Origin of the sequence: Enterobacter sp. BNK-18 (assembly GCF_047456135.1) — a bacterium.
Classification (GTDB): Bacteria; Pseudomonadota; Gammaproteobacteria; order Enterobacterales; family Enterobacteriaceae; genus Enterobacter; species Enterobacter ludwigii.
Window position 1 is genome coordinate 994,550 of sequence record NZ_CP179899.1, and the last position, 16,686, is coordinate 1,011,235.

The following is a 16,686-nucleotide window of genomic DNA, read 5'->3' on the forward strand; positions in this document are numbered from 1 at the left end:
TTAGGATTATTCTTAGCCTTTCGATGGCTACCGTTATCGTGAGAGAAGTATGTTTCAGCTTAAACCGGGCAGCATGGCGATGATCATCGGTGCCCGCACGGCGTCCGGCCGTCGTAATATTGGTAAATCTGTTGAACTGTTTGGCCTGTGTCAGCCCGGCCAGCGTTTCGTTAATCCGGTCAATGGCGTCATGACGCAGTTACCCGCCACCTCGGATCGCGCGCTTTGGCTGGTGACCGGTGATGTCTTCGCGTTTGACAATCAGCACGGCTTTGCGTTTATTCGCGCCGAACATCTGATGCCGCTTACCCCGGATACGGCGCCGCAAATCCTTGATGAACTGATGATCGACTGACTAGACATTACGCAGCCAGTCGGCTAACACCAGGGCGTGATTGTGTTCCTTATCTTTCGCGCCATAGAGAAGGGTTAAGGTCTGCTTGCTGGCCAGCGCCGCAAGACGCAACCCCTCGTCCTTGTGCTGCGCCAGCTCTTCCCGGTACGCCTTGCTGAAGGCGTTGAAATCAAGGGTTTCGCTATGAAACGCCTTGCGTAAATCGTTGGACGGGGTGAGCGTTTTACACCATTCATCATACGCGAGATCGGTTTTCTTCACGCCACGCGGCCAGAGTCTGTCTACCAGCACCCGATAACCATCGTCCGGGCTTGCCTGTTCGTATACGCGTTTACACTGGATCATCTTTTCTCCTCACCTGCGGCAAAACGTTCTGCGTATTACTCTAGCACTTTGTCTTTACCCACCCAATTTAAGGTATTGTGATAATTGCAGAAGATCGGTAGTCTGAGGTTCCTTATGTTATCTGCTAATACTCAGGCATAAGGAACCTTTCATGGAACACCTCCCGGCTAAAACCACACTGCGCATTGCGCTAATTGGCGATTACAATCCCGATGTTATTGCGCACCAGGCGATCCCGCTGGCAATTGACGACGCCGCTGCCGTTCTTGACCTCACCGCTGATTATGACTGGCTCGCGACCACGGAACTGACCAGCCCGGAAGATCTGGTAGGTTATGACGCTATCTGGCTGGTTCCCGCAAGCCCGTACAAAAACACAGCGGCGGCCTTTATCGCTGCACGCTACGCACGCGAAAACAGCATTCCCTTCCTCGGCACCTGCGGCGGGTTCCAGCATGCGCTGATTGAGTACGCCCGTAATGTGCTGGGCTGGCACGATGCGGCGCACGCCGAAACGGATACCGAAGGCACAATGGTGATTGCGCCATTAACCTGCTCGCTGGTGGAAAAAACCGATGCAATTGAGCTGCGCAACAATACGCTCATCGCCAAAGCCTATGGCAAACCGGAAATCGTGGAGGGGTATCACTGCAATTACGGTGTGTCGCCGGAATTTGCACGGGAGCTGGAGAGTGGCGAAATGCGCGTCACCGGCTGGGACGAGCAGGGTGAAATTCGCGCCGCGGAGCTACTGACCCATCCGTTCTTCGTGATCACTTTATTCCAGCATGAACGTGCCGCGCTGGAAGGTCGACCGGTGGTGCTGGTACAGGCAATGCTGCGCGCGGCGCGCGGATAAAAAAGGCAGACCTGGTGGTCTGCCATTCTACTAACGGGGCGTGACCTCCCGGTCACGCCCGGCAAGCATACCGCAAACGGCCATGATCACGGCGGCCAGTGCACAGGCCAGAAGCGGATACCGCCAGTCACCGGCAGCATCGTGAATTTTGCCCATCAACGGCGGGCCACAGGCGGCCAGCAGATAGCCAACCGACTGTGCCATGCCGGACAAGGCCGCGGCCTGATGCGCAGAGCTGGCGCGCAGCCCGATGAAAGTCAGGCCAAGGATCATCGTTGCCCCGGTACCAAAACCAAACACCAGTGTCCACATGACCGCCATTCCCGGCGCAAACCACAATCCTGCTGCGCTTATCGCGCACAACAGCGCCACGACGCCGGCGATTGCTCGCTGATCCTTCAGACGATGGAGGATCAGCGGGACTGCGAGACCCGGCACGGCGGTGGCCAGCTGTAAGAGTCCGTGCACAGAACCCGCCTGGGCTTCGCTATACCCGTGGCTGAGCAGGATCGCCGGTAGCCAGCCGATGATGACATAGTAAATCAGCGAGTTAATCCCCAGAAAAAGGGTGACCTGCCAGGCGAGGGCAGAGCGCCAGATAGCGCGGTTATGTAACGCGCCTGCACCGGTCACCGTCGCAACGTGTTTCTGACGCCACTGTGGCAGCCAGAGCAGTAGTGCAGCCAGCGGAAAGGCCATCAGCATTAGCAGGGCGCCATGCCAGCCGGCTTCCCCTTGCGCCAGCGGAACAATCAGTGCGGAACCTAACGCCGCGGAGATCCCCATCGTCAGGGAATACGCACCGGTGAGTCTGGCAACCTGTCCCGGGAAGTCACGTTTAATTAACCCAGGCAAAAGCACATTGCCCAGTGCGATACCGCAGCCAATCACCGCCGTACCGATGAAAAGCAGGGGGGCGGAAGGCAGGGAGCGCACAGCAATGCCGACGCAAATCAGCAGCAGGGCGATAAACAGGCTGCGCTCCATGCCGATACGCCGGGCAACACCTGCGGCGAGCGGGGAAATAAGGGCGAAAGCCAGCAGAGGCAGGGTGGTCAGCAGACCGGTTTGCGCTGTACTCAAGCCATAATCGAGACGAATGGTATCGAGCAGCGGTGCTGCTCCGGTAAAAGTGACGCGAAGCGTAGTGGCAATCATCAGGATACCTGCGATCAGCAGCGCGCCTTGTTTTCCTGAAACCCGAATTGCAGTAGTCATTGTGTTCTCATACGTTCAAGCGAGCGCACACAATACCGATTTTCTCCACGGTTGAAATCAGGCTAAAATGACAGTTTATCGCTAATATCGGACAACCTGATGATTGGTCTCGGACTGGACGGCTACGATCCCGATAGCCAGCATGATGCGGCTGTCGCGTTTCGCATCCGCGTGGTGGCGCAGGAACAATACATTCCGCGACACCAACACCGTAAGGGACAGCTGATTCTGGCGCTGGGGGGAGCCATTACCTGCGAAGTGGAAAACGCCATGCTGATGGTACCGCCCCAGTATGCTGTGTGGATCCCTGGCCAGATGCCGCACAGCAATAAGGCCACGCCGGGTGCCCAGCTTTGCTTTTTGTTTATTGAACCCGGAGCGGTAAGTTTGCCCGATCGCTGCTGCACCCTGAAGATCTCCCCTCTGGTGCGGGAACTGATCTTATCGCTGGCGGAAAAATCACGTGAAGCGCTTTCGCTTGCTGCCACATCGCGTCTGGTGGATGTTCTTTTTGACGAGCTACCGCTGCAGCGTCAGGAACATTTGCAACTGCCCGTTTCGCCTCATCCAAAAATCCGGCTGATGAGCGAGAAGATGGCGGAAGAGCCTGCCGCCTGGCAGACGCTGGCACAATGGGCGAGCCACTTCGCCATGAGTGAGCGCAATCTGGCGCGCCTGGTGGTAAAAGAGACGGGCCTGAGCTTTCGCCGCTGGCGGCATCAGCTGCAGCTTATTGTGGCGTTACAGCTGTTGATTGGGGGGAAGTCGGTACAGCAGGTGGCACAGTCGCTGGGGTACGACTCCACCACCGCATTTATCACGATGTTTAAGAAGGGGCTGGGGCAGACGCCAGCGCGCTATATTGCCAGCCTGACTATGACTTCCCGATAAACAGTGAGACCAGCCCGGCCGCAATCAGCGGGCCCACCGGAACGCCACGAAAGAGCGCCACACCGAGCACGGTTCCCACCAGCAGACCGGCTACCAGCGAGGGCTGGCTGCTCATCAGCGTAACGCCACGCCCGCCCAGCCACGAGACAAAAACGCCTACCGCTATCGCTATCAGCGATTTCCAGTTCACAAATGAGTGCAGCAGCGTCGAGGCAGGCAGCGTACCGCTGGCGATAGGTGCCATCACCCCAATGGTCAGAATGATGATCCCGATGGTGAGACCTTGTTTTTCTATCCACGGGAAAAAGGTGTTTAACGGGGTCACGCGCACAATGATCAGCACCAGAATTGAGATAGCGACGGTGGTGTTATGGCTGACAAAGCCAAGCGCAGCGAGGGCCAGAAGAATGAGCAGAGTCGGGTCAAACATAAGGAATCCTTGCCAAAAGAGTAAGCCTGCTTACTTTACGCGGAAACACGGCTGAAGACAGTTTTTAAAAAGATTTTACTGCTGTCATAACCCTGTCATTTACGGGGGATAAAACAGGGGCAGGCATCGAAAAAGGGGCGCAAAAATGTACGATCACATGTTTGTCGAAACGCTGATCATTTCTTCATCGTTTTTCGCTGTTGCCATTATCCTGGTCGCGTCAGTTATTTTTCTGGAAAAAAAAGGCTGACGTGATGCCAGCCTACACGATTACGCTTTATGGAACGTCACCAGCTCAGGACGGGCGATACGCAAATAATCCTGCGTATCCATAATCACGGATTTTTCCAGCAGACCGGCGTTAAACGCGATTTCATCAAAACGCTCAAACAGGAGCGGGTCGGCCACTAGTGCCAGATCGGGATGGAAGCTAAAAGGCGGAATGGCGCCAAAAACGCAGGCGGTCAGGGTATCGACTTCGGCAGGGCTTGCGAGAGACGCTTTTATCCCCCCAAAATGGCTGGCAAGCTGGCTTAAATCGGCCTGCAGATCGGCGGCGAGGATCGCCAGAACGTGTTTTTTTACGCCGTTTCCCTTCACCTTACAGACCAGTGCTTTTGCCCCTTGCCCCAGATCGGTTCCGCGGATCTCACTCACCGCTTCGCATTTCCCCACGGCGTCATGCTCCATGACGCGAAATCGTGCGCCCTGCTGGGTTAACAACGTAATGAGTTGCTGGTGGGTTGTTGTTCCCTTAACGTCATCAGACATAGCGATTTACCTGTTAAATACCAATACGCAGCGTTTAACCTTAGCACAGAATATTTCGCCGTTGGGATAGGCAGGACGTAAAGAAAACAGCCAGCGGATTCGCTGGCTGTTGGGTCAGGCATTGCTGTTGGCTGACTGTTTATGGAACAGTTCCCTGAACACTGGATAGATATCATCCTGATCGCGGATATGCTGCATGGCAAAGTTATCGAACATCGATTGCAGATGTTCATACTCACGCCACAGCGTCTGGTGAGCACGGCGGGTAATTTCGATATAGCTGTAGTAACGCACCACCGGCAGAATTTTCTTCGCCAGAATATCGTGACACAGCGGGGAGTCATCTGCCCAGTTATCGCCATCTGATGCCTGCGCGGCATAGATGTTCCACTGCGCCGGGTCGTAACGCTCTTTCACCACTTCATCCATCAGTTTCAGAGCGCTCGACACGATGGTGCCACCGGTCTCCTGCGAGTAGAAGAACTCATGTTCATCCACCTCTTTCGCCTGAGTGTGGTGGCGAATATAGACCACTTCCACGTTCTTATAGGTTCTGCTCAGGAACAGATAGAGCAGGATATAAAAACGCTTCGCCATATCCTTGGTGGCCTGGTCCATCGAACCGGAGACATCCATCAGACAGAACATGACCGCCTGGCTCGACGGTTCGGGGCGTTTTTCGTAATTCTTGTAGCGCAGGTCGAAGGTGTCGATAAACGGTACCCGGTCTATTTTAGCCCGGAGTTCGGCTATCTCTTTGCGCAGGCGTTCCTCTTCCAGCAGTTGCGCTGGTTCAGTATTTTCCACCACCTTCAGGCTGCTCTCCAGCTCGCGGAGTTCGCGCCGTTTACCTGCCGTCATGGCCGTGCGTCGCGCCAGAGAGTTCTGCAGCGAACGGACCACGCTGATGTTGGCGGGCACGCCGTTTGCGGTATATCCCGCGCGATGGGTTTTGTACTCGTTAAGCTGACGATGCTGGTTCTTTTTCAGATTCGGCAGCGCCAGATCCTCAAACAGCAGGTCGAGATACTCATCTTTTGAAATCTGGAAGACAAACTCATCCTGTCCTTCACCGTCCTGGCTGGCCTGTCCCTGACCGCTTCCTGAACCGCCCCCGCCGCCTTGCGGGCGCTCGATTCTGTCGTTCTGCACGAAGTGGTCATTACCTGGGTGTACGCGATGGCGCAGGCCGCCACGTCCCTGATGAAACATCGGTTCGCTGATGTCATCGGTGGGGATGGAGACAGATTCGCCGCTGTCGACGTCGGTCACCGAGCGTTTGTTGATGGCCTCGGAGATCGACTGTTTAATTTGCGCTTTATAACGGCGCAAGAAGCGCTGGCGATTTACCGTGCTCTTGTTTTTGCCGTTAAGACGACGGTCAATAAACCAGGTCATATATCCCCCGTACTGCATTTGCCAACTTGCAGTGTCCGGACGTGCCGGACATTTTTGTAGCCCGGCAGGCGTATGCGCTACCGGGCACTTGTACTTGTATTAAGACGATTTACGTACGCGCAGATACCATTCGCAGAGCAGGCGAACCTGTTTGCGGGTGTAGCCTTTCTCCATCATACGGTCGACAAAATCGTCGTGCTTTTTCTGTTCATCGGTTGACGTTTTAGTGTTAAACGAAATCACCGGCAACAGCTCTTCAGTATTGGAGAACATTTTCTTCTCGATTACCGTGCGCAGTTTCTCGTAGCTGGTCCAGTTCGGATTACGTCCGTTGTTATGCGCTCTGGCGCGCAGGACGAAGTTCACAATCTCGTTACGGAAGTCTTTCGGGTTACTGATCCCGGCCGGCTTCTCGATTTTTTCCAGCTCTGCGTTCAGGGATTCCCGGTCGAACAGCTGGCCGGTATCCGGGTCGCGGTACTCCTGATCCTGGATCCAGAAGTCAGCATAGGTGACATAACGGTCAAAAATGTTCTGCCCGTACTCTGAATAAGACTCCAGGTAGGCGGTCTGGATCTCTTTGCCGATGAACTCCGCATATTTCGGGATCAGGTAGCCTTTCAGGAACTCAAGGTAGCGTTCAGCCTGTTCCTGCGGGAACTGCTCGCGTTCAATTTGCTGCTCCAGCACATAGAACAGATGAACCGGGTTCGCCGCCACTTCCGCATGGTCGAAGTTAAACACGCGGGAGAGGATCTTAAAGGCGAAACGCGTGGACAGACCGTTCATCCCTTCGTCCACACCGGCGTAGTCGCGGTACTCCTGATAAGACTTCGCTTTCGGGTCGGTATCTTTCAGGCTTTCCCCGTCATACACGCGCATTTTCGAGTAGATGCTGGAGTTTTCCGGCTCTTTCAGGCGCGAGAGAATGGAGAAGCGCGACAGCGTTTCCAGGGTGCCTGGTGCGCAAGGTGCGTGTACCAGCTCACTGTGGTTAAGCAGTTTCTCGTAAATTTTGATCTCTTCGGAGATCCGCAGGCAATAAGGCACTTTGACGATGTAGACACGGTCAAGGAACGCCTCATTGTTTTTGTTATTACGGAAGGAGACCCACTCAGATTCGTTTGAGTGCGCGAGGATAATGCCGTTAAACGGCAGGGCGGAAATACCTTCCGTACCGTTGTAGTTCCCTTCCTGGGTGGCCGTCAGCAGCGGATGCAGCACTTTAATCGGTGCTTTAAACATCTCGACGAACTCCATAATCCCCTGGTTGGCGCGGCACAGCGCACCCGAGTAACCGTAGGCATCCGGGTCGTTTTGCGCGTAGTTTTCCAGCTTACGAATATCGACTTTACCCACCAGGGCGGAGATATCCTGGTTGTTCTCATCCCCCGGTTCAGTTTTGGCGATAGCAATCTGTTCCAGAATGGATGGCCACACCTTGACGACGCGGAATTTGGTGATATCCCCACCAAACTCGTGCAGGCGTTTTGCCGCCCAAGGCGACATGATGGTGCCAAGATAGCGCCGCGGAATACCAAACTCTTTATCCAGAATTTGCGCATCTTCCTGCGGGTTAAACAGGCACAGCGGATGGTCATTCACCGGGCTGCGTTCACCGTTAGCGCTCAGCACATAGATAGGGACGCGTTGCATCAGTGATTTCAGACGTTCAGCCAGTGATGATTTACCCCCACCCACAGGGCCGAGTAAATAAAGGATCTGTTTCTTCTCTTCCAGACCCTGGGCGGCATGCTTCAGGTAGGAGACAATCTGTTCGATGGCATCTTCCATACCATAGAACTCTTCAAACGCCGGGTAGCGGGCGACCACCCGATTCGAAAAGAGACGGGAAAGCCGAGGTTCCAGGGCAGTATCAACCATGTTTGGCTCACCAATAGCCATTAATAGCCGTTCTGCCGCATTGGCATAGGCACTGCGATCTTGCCGACAAATGGTAAGAAACTCCTGCAGTGTGAACTCTTCGTCCTTGGCAGCTTCATAACGCTGGCGATAGTGATCGAATATATTCATGGCATGCCGTCCTTTCGTTTTTTAGCACAGGATAAGAGCCGTTCGTATGAGTAGTGGAGGCTCCCGGAAGAGAATCTCTCGCACCTCACTGCCAGAGCAGCAACCTGTGTGCCAGGTCAGACGCTAAGAACCGCAGGGTGTTCAGAAAAAACTCTTCTTAATTTAAAGCGTAGATGGCATTTGCAAAACTTGCATGCCGATAAAATCTAATTTCAATGACATATCAATAACTCATCCAAAAATTTCCCCTGCTGTTTTAGGGTGAAAGCACGTTTTTCATTCAGTAGTCATATAAATGAAAGCAGGCTGTCACCTGAAAAGTTGAAAATAACGGGTTAATCAGACTGATTAGCAGGCAAAAAATTTTGGGATGTACGACAATGGCGGTTAAACTTCTCTCGCTGATTATTTGACTACAGGAAAGAATGGATTGTGACCAAACTCAAACTTCTGGCATTGGGCGTACTTGCCGCAACCGCTGTTAGCACCGCACAGGCGGCGGAAAGTCAGTGGACTGTTGGCGCGGGCGTTGGCGTGATTAACAGCCCATACAAACAGTATGATCGTGATGTTTATCCAGTTCCGGTTGTCACCTATGAAGGCGATAACTTCTGGTTCCGCGGTCTGGGCGGTGGCTACTATCTCTGGAATGATACGGCCGACAAGCTCTCCATCATGGCTTATTACGATCCGACGCACTTCAAGCCGGGTGACAGCGACAGCCATGCGCTTCGCCAGCTCGACAAGCGTAAGAGCACCATGATGGCGGGACTCTCTTATGTGCATAACACCGAATATGGCTTCCTGCGTACCGCGCTTGCGGGGGATACGCTGGATAACAGCAACGGTTTTATCTGGGATCTGGCCTGGCTCTATCGCTACACCAACGGTGCGTTAACGCTAACCCCGGGTATCGGTGTGCAATATAACAGTGAGAACTACAACGACTACTACTATGGTGTTTCTAAAAACGAATCCCGTCGTAGCGGTCTGAAGAGCTACAGTGCGGACGACGGCTGGGATCCGTACCTTGAGCTGACGGCGAGCTATAACTTCCTCGGTGACTGGAACGTCTACGGTACCGGGCGCTATGAGCGTCTGAGCGATGAAGTGAAGGACAGCCCGATGGTTGATAAGTCCTGGGCGGGCATATTCTCAGTCGGTGTGTCCTACAAGTTCTGATTGCGCATTAAAACAGTGCAATCATTGCATCAAAACGGGGCGCTTGCGCCCCGTTTGCATTGGTGTGGTGCAACGAAAAAGAGGGGATGATATGAGCATAAAAACCGTGACCTTTACCGCAGGGCGTCCACTTCCGGCTATTGGACAGGGTACCTGGTATATGGGAGAAAAAGCCAGCCAGCGTAAATCCGAAGTGAATGCACTGCGGGCGGGCATTGATCTGGGGTTAACGTTAATTGATACCGCTGAAATGTATGCCGAAGGCGGAGCGGAAGAGGTGGTCGGGGAGGCCATTAAGGGCCAGCGCGACAACGTTTTTCTGGTATCAAAAGTCTACCCGTGGAACGCTGGCGGTCAGAAAGGCCAGGCGGCGTGTGATGCCAGTCTGCGACGTCTCGGGACAGACCATATCGATCTCTACCTTCTGCACTGGCGCGGTAACTATGGCCTGGATGAAACCATTACGCTGATGGACACACTCCAGCAGCAGGGTAAAATTGGCCGCTGGGGCGTCTCAAACCTGGATTATGAAGATATGCAGGCGCTGTGGCGTGAAGAGGGCGGTTCCGCCTGTGCCACTAATCAGGTGCTTTATCATCTGGCGTCACGGGGAATTGAATTTGATCTGCTTCCCTGGTTTCAGCAACAGGCGATGCCGGTGATGGCTTACTGCCCGCTGGCTCAGGCCGGGCGCCTGCGTTCGGGGCTGATGAACCATCCGGTCGTGAATGCCATCGCGCATAACCACCGCGCCACTGCCGCCCAAATTCTGCTGGCGTGGGTTATCCGCCATCAGGGTGTTATTGCCATACCAAAAGCGGCCTCGATTGAGCATGTTAACGCCAACGCTGGAGCGCTGGAGATAACTCTCACCGCGGAAGAACGTCACAAACTGGATAATGCTTTCCCGCCACCCACCCATAAACTCCCGCTGGATGTCGTTTAATCCTGACGCATGCCCCTCTCCTTTACAGGACGAGGGGCGGTAGCGTATTAGCGCTTCACAATACTGATTGTCTGCCCTAAGCGAGACGGTTTTTCTTCGCTGGTTTTTTGTGGCGCAGTGACGCACGCCGTTTCCACACAGACGAAGGTTTTGTAACCGTCATCAGGCACGTCGGCCATACTGACAGAAAGTGCCGGGCCTGGGTTCCAGCCCACCACGTTGCTGTGATGGTGGTGTACCACTTCGATACCACGGTTCAGGGCGCTGTCGTGGATCACGTTGCACGCTTCCGGATGCAGGTAAACGCGGTCAGTACGGTCCGGGAACGTCTGAATGCCGTCGCTCAGTTTTCCTTCTTTCGCGTTATCCACTTTGTCGATAAAGGTATCGCCAAGGCCGCTCACCTTCACAGCGCTGATGTCACCAACGTTGAAATAGGTGTGCAGGGCGGAGGTGGTTTCAAATTCACCGTGCGCTTCCAGTTCGATTTCGCAGGTTTTGCCCAGCTTGAAGCGTGCGTACAGGGTGAAATCGTGCGGCCACAGGGCGCGGGTTTCATCATTCGCCTGCAGCTCAAAGGTCAGTACCGCACCGTTATCGTCTTCATTGTGCGCTTTCAGCGTCCACTGCTGGTTACGGGCAAAACCGTGAGAAGGCAGGCCTTTCTCAGCGGAAGGACCAAACCATGGCCAGCAAATAGGCACGCCGCCGCGAATCGCATCCCCTTTTTTAAAGGAAGTCGCGTCGCTCAGCCACAGTGCTTCCGTTTCGCCTTCAGGTTTCCAGGAGAGCAGGTGTGCGCCGTTCAGCGCCACGGAGGCTTTTACGCGCGGGTGGTCAACGACGATGATATCCGCACCATCAATCTGTCGGCGGGAGAGCACAGGGGTAAGTTGTTCGACTACCGGAAGTGCAAAAATTTTATTAATCATTAAGCAATCCTCTGTCTAAAAACAATAAAAAAGGCGACCGAAGTCGCCTTTTTGGATCAAGAACTCATCTCAACTTATTTGGAGATGTGAGCGATCAGGTCCAGTACTTTATTAGAGTAGCCGGTTTCGTTGTCGTACCAGGAAACCAGTTTCACGAAGTTGTCGTTCAGTGCGATACCTGCTTTAGCATCGAACACGGAAGTGCACACTTCGCCGTTGAAATCGGTAGATACAACGTCGTCTTCGGTGTAGCCCAGAACGCCTTTCATTGCGCCTTCGGAAGCAGCTTTGATTGCTTTCTTAATTTCTTCATAAGAAGCAGCTTTTTCCAGACGAACGGTCAGGTCAACAACGGATACGTTAGGAGTTGGAACGCGGAACGCCATACCAGTCAGTTTGCCATTCAGTTCTGGCAGTACTTTACCTACAGCTTTAGCTGCACCGGTAGAGGATGGGATGATGTTCTGAGCCGCGCCACGGCCGCCACGCCAGTCTTTGTGAGACGGGCCGTCAACAGTTTTCTGAGTCGCGGTGGTCGCGTGAACGGTAGTCATCAGACCTTCGACAATGCCGAAGTTGTCGTTGATTACTTTCGCCAGTGGTGCCAGGCAGTTGGTGGTGCAGGATGCGTTAGAAACGATGTCCTGGCCAGCGTAAGTTTCGAAGTTTGCACCACGAACGAACATTGGGGTGTTGTCTTTAGAAGGACCGGTCAGAACAACTTTTTTCGCACCTGCGGTGATGTGTTTACGCGCAGTTTCGTCGGTCAGGAAGATACCGGTAGCTTCAGCTACAACATCAACACCGATTTCGTTCCATTTCAGGTTAGCTGGGTCTTTCTCAGCAGTAACGCGGATGGTTTTGCCATTAACAACCAGGTGGCCGTCTTTCACTTCAACGGTGCCGTCGAAACGACCGTGAGTTGAGTCGTACTTCAGCATGTACGCCATGTATTCAGCGTCCAGGAGATCGTTGATACCAACGATTTCGATGTCAGAACGTTTCTGAGCAGCACGGAAAACAATACGGCCGATACGGCCAAAACCGTTGATACCTACTTTGATAGTCATATATTCCACCAGCTATTTGTTAGTGAATAAAAGGTTGCCTGTAAAATTACAAAAACCTTACGCAGCGTCAAGCGGAATCGTGTCAATCATTGCGACAAATCAATCCTGTGACTAACGTTTGTGCGACTGACTCGCCTCACTTTCCCTTTGAGCTAGCAACCACATGGGGGCTGCGCGCGGCATTTTAAAGTCCTCGCAGGATAAAAATGTGAACATGATCACAATTGCCTGACCGCCTTTTCGCGACACATAAGTTTAGAACAAAAGTGCACGCAAGGGTGTTAATGTTTTGTTAGAATCCGGGTTAAAAGATGTCTGTTTCTACAGCGAGATGTAAGCATATGTCGAACCAACGTAACCCTGACGATTTGAAAAAAAACCTCACCGAAATGCAGTTTTACGTGACGCAAAATCACGGAACCGAACCGCCTTTTACCGGCCGTTTACTGCACAACAAGCGCGACGGTGTCTACCACTGTCTGGTATGTGACGCCCCGTTGTTCAATTCCCAAACGAAGTTCGATTCTGGCTGTGGCTGGCCAAGCTTTTATGAGCCGGTTAGTGACGATGCGATCCGCTACCTGAGCGACACGTCGCACGGCATGGTGCGAACTGAAATTCGTTGCGGAACCTGTGACGCCCACCTTGGACACGTCTTCCCGGATGGCCCTCAACCGACGGGTGAGCGTTTCTGTGTGAATTCAGCGTCGATGAGCTTCACCGATGATGAAAACGGTGACCAGATCAAAGGTTGAAAAAACGATTCAGCAAATTATTCCTTTGAAAGGGAGAGATCGTGAATATTGATGACATGATTAGCGGTATGACGCCGGAGGTGTATCAGCGCCTGGTGACTGCTGTTGAACTGGGCAAATGGCCGGACGGTGTCGCGCTCACGCCGGAGCAAAAAGAGAACAGTCTGCAACTGGTGATGCTCTGGCAGGCGCGTAACAATACCGACGCGCAACACATGACTATCGACACTCAAGGCCAGATGGTGATGAAGAGCAAGCGCGAGCTGAAAGAGGACTTTGGTATCACGCCAAAGCCGATCGCGACGATAAAGATGCAGTAACGGTGGGGCGGCTGTCCTGCCAGCGCCCTCTCTCAGGAGAGAGGGCGTGCTTATCTTACTCTTTGGGTTTAATTCCCAGCGACTCCGCCAGCTGTTTCGCTAACTGGTTATTGTCATCCGCGCCGTACTCCCAGAACATCGCCCCGGCGAGACCTTTCTCCTTGATGTAATCCGCTTTGATGGCGACGGAACGCGGGTTCTCATAGGAAAGGGCAAACAGCGCCTTGCCGTCCGCCGCATTCACTGAAAGCCACGGCACTTGCGCCCGTTCGTCCCAGTGTTCGGTAAAACGCTTCTGCGGATCGTTTAAGAGCTTTTTCACAATATCGTTGTACTTCACATACGTATCTTTGGTCAGGTCGTAACCCAGTGACGCGAACAAGCCGGTCTCCTGAGGCCCAAAGTAGGGCTGGGTCACCGGATGGTTTTGCGCATCGGGTTTTGTCCAGTCAATACCGGGCTCCACGGCGCGTTTCGGCACGCGGCCGTAAAAACCAATCCCGAGGTTCATCTGCTGCGGCTTCAGCCCGGCCGCCAGATAGTTGTTCACCACAAAATCCACGCTGTATTTGTCTGCGGCGGCCACCGTTGGCCAGTCGCTGGAGTCATACAGATTGGCGTTGAAATACTGTGTGCCATACGCCATGTCGTAGGTCATCAGGTTGATGTAGTCGAGCAGCGGGGCAATGGCCTTTACATCCACCCAGCTTTTCGGACTTTCTGCATTTGCCCCCACCGCGATGGTGACCAGCTTTTTATGGCCGAAGGCGGTGCGCAATTCTTTCAGCAGTGCGGTGAAGTTATCGCGATCGGCTGGCGTGCTGGCCACCAGTCCCCATGCGCCATTTACCGGGTATTCCCAGTCAAGATCGATGCCGTCGAGTGCATATTTTTCGACAATCTCCTGAGCCGAGCGGATAAACACCGCACGGCTCTCTTGGGTCGCGGCTGCGCCGGAGAAGCCACGCGCACCCCATCCGCCCACGGAGAGCAGCACTTTCAGGTCTGGATTTTGCTTACGCAGCGTCGGGATTAGCGCCAGATCGGCGGCGACTTTTGGCGACAGCCAGATCTGATGAAGTTTCGCCGGATCTTTCAGCGCAGCATGGGTTTCGTCTTTCTCATCGTTATAGACCAGACCAAATGAGTAGTTCAGGTGGGTAATCTGACGAACGTCGAGCGTATTGATATCGCCACCGGGACCGGCGGTGACATCGCCACCGCCATTAAAATATCCCACAGACATCAGGGGAGTGGCGGAAGCCACTGACGCGCAAAGCAGGGGTAATGCTGCCAGCAAAGGCAAACGTTTCATACAAGTTCCTCTTTGACTTAACAAAAATAACCACGCCACGGAAAAGGCGTGGCGAAAAAACAGCCTGAAGAGAATAGCATTGCCGCTTCGCTGGTGATGCGAGGGAGTTCACTTTATGGGGAATGAGACGGGGCGTGCCGGGCAGCACTGTGGCTTGCCCGGCGAGAAGGTCAGGCGTGCGTTTCCAGCCAGTCTTCCAGGGTATACAGGGTGGCGCCTTCCGCGGCCATATCCATAAACGCCTGTGCGCTGTCCTGCGGTTGAATATTCACCCCGCGACAGCCGTCGGTGATGACGCTGACGGTATAGCCTAGCTGGAGGGCGTCCAGCACGGTGAACTTCACGCAGTAATCCGTCGCCAGACCCAGCACAATCAGTTCGGTGATTTCGTGATGGCGTAACCACCCGTCCAGCGCCGTTTTCTGGCGATGTCCGTTATCAAAGAAGGCGCTGTAGCTGTCGATAGACGGATTTTCCCCTTTATGAAACACCGCGTCGATGGCCTTCTGATTCAGCAGCGGATGCAGCTGCGCGCCTTCCGTCTGCTGCACGCAGTGATCCGGCCAGAAGGTTTGTGCCAGGCCGTCAAGTTCACCGTGCGTGAAGGGCTCAACGCCGTGCTGGCTGGCAAAACTGCCGTGGTCAGCCGGGTGCCAGTCCTGGCTTGCGACAACCGCCTCACCCCGCGTTTTGCACCACTCAATCAGCGTATTCGCCACGTCTACGGTGCTGTCACCTTCAGCGACGGCCAGTGCGCCGCCCGCACAGAAATCATTTTGCAAATCGACCAGTAACAGGGCGCGTTGCGTCATGGTGTCTCCTTATTCGTCCGGCGTCAGTTCGCCGCGCAGGTTTTGCATCATCGCGCTGCGGATGGACTGAATGTCCAGATCCTGACTCAGTAAATAGTGAAGTTTAGTCAGCGTAGCTTCAACGGTCATATCGAATCCGCTGATAACGCCTGCATGCGCGAGGGCGTTACCGGTGGCGTAACCGCCCATGTTGACTTTACCGGACATGCATTGCGTCAGGTTAACCACCACGATCCCGCGCTCGCTCGCTTCCTGCAGCTCTTTCAGGAACTCGCCGTTCTGCGGGGCATTGCCCACGCCGTAAGAGCGCAGGATCAGCGCTTTCACCGGCTGGCGCAGGAAGTTACGCACCACATCTGCAGAGATACCCGGGTAAATCGTTACCACGCCAATCGGTTGCGGCGTGATCGGATGAACAATCAGTTCGCCCGCCGTGCTCGGCGCAGGCGGGGTGCCCAGACGACGAATATGGATGCCCGCCTCCAGCAGCGGCTGCAGGTTCGGTGAGGCGAAAGCGTCAAAACCATCGGCGTGCGCCTTCGTGGTCCGGTTGCCGCGATACAGTCGGTTGTTGAAGAACAGCGACACTTCGTTAATCGGGTAATTCGCTGCCACATACAGGGAGTTGAGCAGGTTGATCTGCCCGTCAGAACGCAGCTCCGCCAGCGGAATTTGCGAGCCGGTGACGATGACGGGCTTGCCCAGATTCTCCAGCATGAAGGAGAGTGCCGAGGCGGTAAACGCCATTGTGTCGGTACCATGCAGGATCACAAAGCCGTCGTACTGGTCGTAATGGGCTTTAATGTCGTCCGCGATATGCTGCCAGTCTTCCGGCGTCATATCGGAGGAGTCCATCAGCGGCTCGTATTCGTGGATGGTGAAGTCAGGCATTTCAGGACGGTGGAATTCAGGCATCAGCGCGAGCTGGCGCTGAAGGTGGCCGGAGACCGGGATATAGCCGTTTTCAGAGCGCTGCATACCGATGGTACCGCCAGTGTAGGCTACATAAATCGATTTCTTCTGCATGGTAGTGAGTTCTTGTTCTTCAAAAGA

General features: G+C 54.2%; 19 protein-coding genes. 8 read left to right on the forward strand and 11 right to left on the reverse strand.

The window, feature by feature from the left end; all coding sequences use genetic code 11:
- Nucleotides 1–49 precede the first annotated feature (49 nt).
- On the forward strand, nucleotides 50–355 hold the full coding sequence (locus tag ACMGG3_RS04735) for a hypothetical protein (protein ID WP_014169628.1): 306 nt from the start codon (nucleotides 50–52) through the stop codon (nucleotides 353–355).
- Here ACMGG3_RS04735 and ACMGG3_RS04740 read toward each other — a convergent pair whose 3' ends face one another.
- Nucleotides 356–700 carry a DUF488 domain-containing protein gene (locus tag ACMGG3_RS04740; protein WP_014169629.1) on the reverse strand — a complete coding sequence of 115 codons (345 nt, stop codon included), beginning with the start codon at nucleotides 698–700 and terminating at the stop codon, nucleotides 356–358.
- Between the two features lie 151 nt (nucleotides 701–851).
- On the opposite strand from ACMGG3_RS04740, the gene ACMGG3_RS04745 reads away from it, so the two are divergent.
- Nucleotides 852–1,559, forward strand: a complete 708-nt coding sequence (locus ACMGG3_RS04745; protein WP_414149637.1) for a CTP synthase — start codon at nucleotides 852–854, stop codon at nucleotides 1,557–1,559.
- Nucleotides 1,560–1,589: 30 nt separating this feature from the next.
- On the opposite strand, the gene ACMGG3_RS04750 is transcribed toward ACMGG3_RS04745, so the two are convergent.
- Nucleotides 1,590–2,777, reverse strand: a complete 1,188-nt coding sequence (locus ACMGG3_RS04750) for a CynX/NimT family MFS transporter (RefSeq protein ID WP_014169631.1) — start codon at nucleotides 2,775–2,777, stop codon at nucleotides 1,590–1,592.
- 99 nt (nucleotides 2,778–2,876) lie between these two features.
- Here ACMGG3_RS04750 and ACMGG3_RS04755 point away from each other — a divergent pair, with 99 nt between their 5' ends.
- Nucleotides 2,877–3,668, forward strand: a complete 792-nt coding sequence (locus ACMGG3_RS04755; RefSeq protein WP_014169632.1) for an AraC family transcriptional regulator — start codon at nucleotides 2,877–2,879, stop codon at nucleotides 3,666–3,668.
- Here ACMGG3_RS04755 and ACMGG3_RS04760 read toward each other — a convergent pair.
- A complete protein-coding gene (locus tag ACMGG3_RS04760) occupies nucleotides 3,652–4,098 on the reverse strand; it encodes a DUF441 domain-containing protein (RefSeq protein WP_014169633.1) in 447 nt (148 codons plus the stop codon). The genes ACMGG3_RS04755 and ACMGG3_RS04760 overlap by 17 nt on opposite strands.
- A gap of 145 nt (nucleotides 4,099–4,243) precedes the next feature.
- On the opposite strand from ACMGG3_RS04760, the gene yoaI reads away from it, so the two are divergent.
- Nucleotides 4,244–4,348 (forward strand): small membrane protein YoaI, encoded by a 105-nt coding sequence (gene yoaI / locus ACMGG3_RS04765; protein WP_014169634.1) that lies wholly within the window; start codon nucleotides 4,244–4,246, stop codon nucleotides 4,346–4,348.
- A gap of 20 nt (nucleotides 4,349–4,368) precedes the next feature.
- Here yoaI and ACMGG3_RS04770 read toward each other — a convergent pair whose 3' ends face one another.
- The 3 genes from ACMGG3_RS04770 to yeaG all read right to left on the reverse strand — a co-directional run bounded on the left by ACMGG3_RS04770 (nucleotide 4,369) and on the right by yeaG (nucleotide 8,301).
- Nucleotides 4,369–4,869, reverse strand: coding sequence for a YbaK/prolyl-tRNA synthetase associated domain-containing protein (locus ACMGG3_RS04770; protein WP_014169635.1), 501 nt, complete (start codon nucleotides 4,867–4,869; stop codon nucleotides 4,369–4,371).
- Nucleotides 4,870–4,983: 114 nt separating this feature from the next.
- Nucleotides 4,984–6,267: a YeaH/YhbH family protein gene (locus tag ACMGG3_RS04775; protein WP_014883442.1), complete on the reverse strand. Its 1,284-nt coding sequence runs from the start codon at nucleotides 6,265–6,267 to the stop codon at nucleotides 4,984–4,986.
- A 99-nt stretch (nucleotides 6,268–6,366) separates the two neighbouring features.
- Complete coding sequence (gene yeaG / locus ACMGG3_RS04780) at nucleotides 6,367–8,301, reverse strand: protein kinase YeaG (RefSeq protein ID WP_014169637.1); 1,935 nt, start codon at nucleotides 8,299–8,301, stop codon at nucleotides 6,367–6,369.
- Between the two features lie 432 nt (nucleotides 8,302–8,733).
- Between yeaG and ACMGG3_RS04785 the strand changes: the two genes are divergently transcribed.
- Nucleotides 8,734–9,483 carry a MipA/OmpV family protein gene (locus tag ACMGG3_RS04785; protein WP_014169638.1) on the forward strand — a complete coding sequence of 250 codons (750 nt, stop codon included), beginning with the start codon at nucleotides 8,734–8,736 and terminating at the stop codon, nucleotides 9,481–9,483.
- 91 nt (nucleotides 9,484–9,574) lie between these two features.
- Nucleotides 9,575–10,429, forward strand: coding sequence for an aldo/keto reductase (locus ACMGG3_RS04790; protein ID WP_414149638.1), 855 nt, complete (start codon nucleotides 9,575–9,577; stop codon nucleotides 10,427–10,429).
- 47 nt (nucleotides 10,430–10,476) lie between these two features.
- Here ACMGG3_RS04790 and ACMGG3_RS04795 read toward each other — a convergent pair whose 3' ends face one another.
- Together ACMGG3_RS04795 and gapA are read right to left on the reverse strand one after the other, a co-directional pair.
- A complete protein-coding gene (locus ACMGG3_RS04795) occupies nucleotides 10,477–11,361 on the reverse strand; it encodes a D-hexose-6-phosphate mutarotase (RefSeq protein WP_063156113.1) in 885 nt (294 codons plus the stop codon).
- Between the two features lie 74 nt (nucleotides 11,362–11,435).
- Nucleotides 11,436–12,431, reverse strand: a complete 996-nt coding sequence (gene gapA / locus ACMGG3_RS04800; protein WP_020884442.1) for a glyceraldehyde-3-phosphate dehydrogenase — start codon at nucleotides 12,429–12,431, stop codon at nucleotides 11,436–11,438.
- Nucleotides 12,432–12,772: 341 nt separating this feature from the next.
- On the opposite strand from gapA, the gene msrB reads away from it, so the two are divergent.
- Nucleotides 12,773–13,186, forward strand: a complete 414-nt coding sequence (msrB, locus tag ACMGG3_RS04805; protein ID WP_020884441.1) for a peptide-methionine (R)-S-oxide reductase MsrB — start codon at nucleotides 12,773–12,775, stop codon at nucleotides 13,184–13,186.
- A 56-nt stretch (nucleotides 13,187–13,242) separates the two neighbouring features.
- Nucleotides 13,243–13,506 carry a YeaC family protein gene (locus ACMGG3_RS04810; RefSeq protein ID WP_153852331.1) on the forward strand — a complete coding sequence of 88 codons (264 nt, stop codon included), beginning with the start codon at nucleotides 13,243–13,245 and terminating at the stop codon, nucleotides 13,504–13,506.
- A gap of 55 nt (nucleotides 13,507–13,561) precedes the next feature.
- Here the strand turns inward: ACMGG3_RS04810 and ACMGG3_RS04815 are convergent, their stop codons facing one another.
- From ACMGG3_RS04815 to ansA, 3 genes are all read right to left on the reverse strand, one after another.
- Nucleotides 13,562–14,821 (reverse strand): glycoside hydrolase family 18 protein, encoded by a 1,260-nt coding sequence (locus ACMGG3_RS04815; protein ID WP_333176923.1) that lies wholly within the window; start codon nucleotides 14,819–14,821, stop codon nucleotides 13,562–13,564.
- Nucleotides 14,822–14,991: 170 nt separating this feature from the next.
- Nucleotides 14,992–15,633, reverse strand: a complete 642-nt coding sequence (gene pncA / locus ACMGG3_RS04820; protein WP_044866610.1) for a bifunctional nicotinamidase/pyrazinamidase — start codon at nucleotides 15,631–15,633, stop codon at nucleotides 14,992–14,994.
- A gap of 9 nt (nucleotides 15,634–15,642) precedes the next feature.
- Nucleotides 15,643–16,659 (reverse strand): asparaginase, encoded by a 1,017-nt coding sequence (ansA, locus tag ACMGG3_RS04825; RefSeq protein WP_020884438.1) that lies wholly within the window; start codon nucleotides 16,657–16,659, stop codon nucleotides 15,643–15,645.
- Nucleotides 16,660–16,686: the final 27 nt, after the last annotated feature.